2 protein-coding genes are annotated in these 3152 nt (G+C 34.5%); one reads left to right on the plus strand and one right to left on the minus strand.

Features of this window, described 5'->3' with window-relative positions:
• Window positions 1–445: 445 nt before the first annotated feature.
• Entirely contained in the window at window positions 446–1321 is an 876-nt protein-coding gene (locus QL984_RS18315) for a DNA replication terminus site-binding protein (protein ID WP_008464472.1), read from the plus strand.
• 62 nt (window positions 1322–1383) lie between these two features.
• On the opposite strand, the gene QL984_RS18320 is transcribed toward QL984_RS18315, so the two are convergent.
• On the minus strand, window positions 1384–2598 hold the full coding sequence (locus QL984_RS18320; RefSeq protein ID WP_013463357.1) for a hypothetical protein: 1215 nt from the start codon (window positions 2596–2598) through the stop codon (window positions 1384–1386).
• Window positions 2599–3152: the final 554 nt, after the last annotated feature.

Consider the following 3152-nt stretch of genomic DNA (forward strand, 5'->3'; position numbering starts at 1 on the left):
CAAGTTTATAAAGCAAAAATAAATAAACATTTAAAAACAATAATCTAAGTAGGTAGAGTGTGCATTATAATAGCTTGAGTAGAAGCTTAATAGCTAAGCGATGGTGATACAGATAGCAATAGGAACACATCATACTTAATTTGCACTTATGTAATCTTAACTTTACGGGTGATTTTAAAAAAGAATGCTACTCAATTATGCGCTTTTAAATATTTATGCTAGCGCTTCATACAAAGCTCAGTGCCTAAACTCACCCCTTCTATTATTTCTTTTAAAATATGTGAAGCAAAAGTACTTAAAAAAACCATGAAGAACACATCGTACCTAGTTTAAATTATTGTAAATCTTGGCAATAGAATTTTATTTAAGAAATATCTATCAAAAGAAAAGGTTGTTTGCGAAAATAGTGACCCAGTAAGATGGGTTCTAGGTAGGTAGGTAGCTAATGGTTACAAAGGTACAAATAAGAAGTCAGTTTGATTTACTCAATGAATTAACACTTAGCTTAATTGATGAGCTTAAAGAGGTTGGCTTTGCTAAAGCAGAGTATTTTCAATTACCTGAGATTAGTAGTACTGAAGAAAATATAATCCCTGAGTCTATAAGCGTTTCAAAAATAACAGGGGAATTGGCACATAAGGCAATTTTAAATGCTTTCTCAGATATGTATAAAAAGCCAGGGCTAAGCAGCCGAGTATTAAAGCGACACCCTGGTTTGCTAGTAATAAAAGAGGCGAATAAACAAGCCATTATTGATCGCATAGCACAGGTAAATAGTGCAAAAGCAGCTTTTAAAAATTGTATTCTAGCAATAGATAATAACGACGCGCGATTTGAAGCGGTGCATAATGCAATGCCAAATTTAATAACGCTTGCGGCGTATCGTAAAATTCATAGTGAAATTGAATCCCCTTTTTCTGTTCGCTTTACTTGGATGCATAAACACGCAACCAAAACACTTACAAAAAAAATGGCGCTTGAAATGTTAGAAAAATCGGCAGGCTATAAAAACCCGCGAATGATTGATCAGCAAAAATGGCAGTCACTGGTTGCACAAGAACAGGTTCGAGTAGCCAGTTTGGGTGAAAAAGAAAAATTGCGAATTAGGCGCCCTACTCGAGTTAGTCCTCAAGTTAATGTGAGGTACACTGCACAAAATCGCTATCATGTTAGTGCTGCTTTACCTTTTATACTAATTAACCCACAGCCCGACGTAAAATTTGGCGAACTACCGAGTTACCAAAAACCCTTATCGCATCCCCGAAAACGCGAATATGATTTTCTAGTAGACCGATTATATTTAGAACAAGTAACTAAATAAATTATGTTAAAAAGGCCACATTATGTGGCCTTTAATATATTTGTTGGTAAAAATAAATAGAATTACTTTTCTACAATTTCTTCCAGCTTATCTTCATCAATCAATACCGCATTTTCAACAATGCGTTTGCCGCCTTGTATTTCAATACGCTTATTGTGTTTATTTAATGCCAATATCTCATCACAAAATTGATCAGACGGATGCATTTCATAAGTGTAATCGACTATGTTGCCGGTTTTATCATCTTTAACATTGGTAATGCTGTATTCAGATATTGCTCCTTTTTCAATTAAATCTTTCATCGTGGTTGTCATATCACGACGCAGTGCTTTTAATTTATTTTCGGTAATATCATCCGTTGAGTAAATAGAGCCATATTTTTCCATAATAGAAAGTAATCTAAAATGGTAGGTTTTTCCTGGTGCTGCATAACGCCATAAATGATATAAACGCAGCATCATCCAACGCGATAATCCGCGTTTTAATTCTTGTGCACTGTTAAAGTAATAACCTTTGTATTCAAGGTTATCAATCATGTTGTGTACAAATGCATTTAAACACGCAACACATTTTACGTTTCCGCCTTGGCCTTTCTTACCACTAAAGTGCAAAGACGATAAAAAGTTCATATTCGACTCGTAAAACGAATCATCAATATCCGAATTTTTAGTATCCGTTGCAGAATATTTAAAAGAAAGTTTAGAACCTTGCAATGCTTCAAGCGACTCTTTAATTTGCGGATATGGCATAGATTGGCCAACCGCTTTAAGCTCTTGTGCTAATTCGTTCATAGAAAACACAACGGCATATTGAATACCGGACTTAAAATTAATTTTTACAATTTTACCTTTTGAAGCTAGGCGAATTAATGCGCGCTCTACTTTTTCTTCTCTATCTGATGGCCACACTAAATATTCTACATCTTCGCCATCTTTACGAGTACTGACCACAGCCGGTGTTATTTTTATTTCGCCATCATATAAAATACCATCTACTTTTTCAGATATCTTACGCGTAATGATGGTTTTTTTAGGGGCTTCTTCAAGTGGCAGTTTTTTGTGGCCTGAGCGAACAAAACGTCCCCACAGATCATAATGGTTAAATGTGTTAGAGTAAGCGCGTAACCCATGGGCTGCATTTTCTATCGAAATTCGCACATCTTTATTATCTGTAAATAGTGCTAGGCTTTCGTTATCGATCGCACTTTCCACCCCGTGAATTTGGCCCCTAAGTGTATCGGGCAAGTTATCTACCGAGATGTTGACCTTTCGGCTCATGGTTTTTATTTCCGTTTTTATTGTGACAGCTAATAACAACACATAAAGCCACAAAAGTTAAATGTTTAAGTTAGTATAAAAGTGATCTGACTTCAAATAAAATGCTCAGATCAGTATTTTACTAAGGAAAACTTAAGACAAGCGTTTTCAGATCACATTTTTACTAACTGAGTGTTGATAAGCCAAATTTTTACTAACTAAATAATAATTTTGTCCATTACAAAGTGTTTTTTTTTATATTTTACACGACAAATTATATAAAAATCTTAACCCCCTGTGGATAAGCTTAGTTCGAGTTAGCATAGATCTGATCTGTACTTACTACAGATCAGATCTATACTAATTAAACCATGCATTATCACTATTGCTTAGTGCATAACTTTATAATTTACTTAGTAAAAATATGATCTACAGGTAGGTATTTGTGAGTAACTCAGTGCTTAACCTGTGCGTAACTTAGATTGTAAATATTCGCTTAGTAAAAAGCTGATCTGCAAGTAGATAAGGATCTGATCTTAACCACGTACAATGCTGATCCACTATTTTTAATATTA

Origin of the sequence: Pseudoalteromonas sp. APC 3495 (genome assembly GCF_030407645.1) — a bacterium.
GTDB lineage: Bacteria > Pseudomonadota > Gammaproteobacteria > Enterobacterales > Alteromonadaceae > Pseudoalteromonas > Pseudoalteromonas tetraodonis.

Coding starts and splice junctions, on each gene's coding strand:
- QL984_RS18315 (WP_008464472.1), top strand. CDS start 446: ATGGTTACAAAGGTACAAATAAGAAGTCAGTTTGATTTACTCAATGAA.
- QL984_RS18320 (WP_013463357.1), bottom strand. CDS start 2,598: ATGAGCCGAAAGGTCAACATCTCGGTAGATAACTTGCCCGATACACTT.